The 1940-nt window shown below is 74.8% G+C and carries 2 protein-coding genes; one reads left to right on the top strand and one right to left on the bottom strand.

The window, feature by feature from the left end; all coding sequences use genetic code 11:
* Positions 1–486, top strand: a 486-nt coding sequence (locus ACFV5N_RS27470) for an MBL fold metallo-hydrolase (RefSeq protein ID WP_385605151.1), incomplete at its 5' end; no start/stop codon positions are given.
* A 52-nt stretch (positions 487–538) separates the two neighbouring features.
* Here ACFV5N_RS27470 and ACFV5N_RS27465 read toward each other — a convergent pair.
* Positions 539–1672, bottom strand: coding sequence for a ferric reductase-like transmembrane domain-containing protein (locus ACFV5N_RS27465; RefSeq protein WP_385605148.1), 1134 nt, complete (start codon positions 1670–1672; stop codon positions 539–541).
* Between the last annotated feature and the right edge of the window lie 268 nt (positions 1673–1940).

Here is a 1940-nt window from a genome sequence, read left to right as displayed (position 1 = left end):
CCTGGGTGGCCTGCGCGGCGGCGTGCGCGACCTCGGGGGCGACGCCGTCCCGCCGACGACCACATCGACGCGGCGCCCGCGCTCGCGGAGCGCACCGGCGCCCCGGTCCTGCTGCACGCCGACGATCTGCCGCTGTGGCGGCAGACCCACCCGGACCGGGCGCCCGACGGCGAACTGACCGACGGTCAGACGCTCACGGTGGCGGGCACCGAACTCCAGGTGCTGCACACCCCGGGGCACGCGCCGGGGGCGGTCTGCCTGTTCGCCCCCGCGCTCCAGGCGGTCTTCAGCGGCGACACGCTGTTCGCGGGCGGGCCGGGCGCGACGGGCCGCTCCTTCAGCGACTTCGGCACCATCATCGCCTCGCTGCGCGACAAGCTGCTGACCCTGCCCGGCGCCACCACGGTCCACACCGGACACGGCCCGACCACCACCATCGCCGAGGAGGCCCCGCACCTCCCGGAGTGGATCGACCGCGGCTTCTGAACGCCCCGCCCGGGACCGCACCGCCGGCCCGGGCGCCCGCGGTCCCGGCCGGTCAGCCGGCCGGGGCCCCGGGCCGGTCCCGGTCCCCCTCCGGTGCCCGTTCGCGGTCCCGGTCCCGGTCGCGGTCCCGGTCCTTCCGGGCGGCGGGGCGGGTCCGGTGGGCGACGGCCACCATGGCCAGCGTGAGGGCCAGCAACCCCGCCCAGATGACCCAGCGTTCGGGCCACAGCGCGGGCGAGGTGCCCCCGTGGTCGTCCGGGTCGCGCCCGCCGTCCGCCCCGCTCACCAGCACGGCCAGCAGGCCGAGGACGGTGGCCACCACCGCGAACCGGCCGGCCAGCCGTACGGTCACCGGGAGCGGGTGACCGCGCAGCCGCAGCCGCTCCCGGGGGCGGGCCGGGGCCAGCAGCCGCAGCAGGATCAGCGCGGCGATCGGCATCTGGAGAGCCCACACCAGGGTGCGGAAGGTGCCGTCGTACCAGACGTTGGTGCCGTACAGCAGGGTGTGCCAGACGCTGAGGACGTACACCACGATGACGAAGCGGTGCAGCGCCACCCACATCCGGGAGCCGGTGCGGTGCCGCAGATAGAACGCCAGGCTCAGTGGGATGGCGAGGTAGAGGGCGAGCAGCCCGACCAGGATGGCGATCCGTCCGGTGCCGGTGGCGTACCCGCCGGGCACGAACACGTCCACGAACGCCGTCCACAGGCTGCGGCCGGTCCCCCAGCGGGTCAGGTTGTCCCGCATCTGATCGCCGAAGAAGAACGCGGCGTGCAGGAACATCAGCCCGATGGTGGTGAGGCTGGTGGTGCGGTGCCACTTCTCCAGCCGGGCCACCGGCAGCCACCGCCAGCGAGGGTACGGGCCCGAGCGCAGCAGCCCGAAGACCACCGTGATGTACGCCCACAGCAGCGCCGACCAGCCGAACGCCTGGCACATCCAGTACATCCAGTACTCGGCCGGGTCCTCCATGTGCGGCATCAGGGAGAGGGTGGCCGAGGTGCCGCTGGTGATCCGGGCGTACAGCAGCCAGTAGATGAGCCCGGTGGCCAGCAGCGCGAGCGAGGCGTCGGGTACCGCACCGCGCAGGTCGGCCCGCAGTCCGGCCCAGTCGAAGCGGCCGCGTTCGCGCGGGCCGCGGGGCGGGCGCGGGGCGGCCGATACCGATCCGGAGAGTTCCGGCATGTCCGGGACACCACTTTCCGTACGCCGAGGGCAGGAGGGGCACAGCTGCGATGCGCGCCGGGCCGGGGCGCCACCGGCGATGGACAGTAGCCGCGTTGGGGCGGGCCGGGAAGGCGCTGCACGGGAGTTGGCCGGTGCCGGACAGCCCGGGAACGAACTCCCCCCGGCACACGACCTCTCAAGGTGAGGGGCCGCGCGGCGGGCCGGCCCGGCGCGCGGCCGGGACCGGCCACGGGCTGTCTCTTTAACACATCACCGAGCCCACGAC

This window comes from Streptomyces sp. NPDC059853 (assembly GCF_042731495.1).
GTDB lineage: Bacteria > Actinomycetota > Actinomycetes > Streptomycetales > Streptomycetaceae > Streptomyces.
The sequence above is the reverse complement of the archived record's forward strand: the minus strand, read 5'-3'. Positions and strand labels throughout refer to the sequence as shown.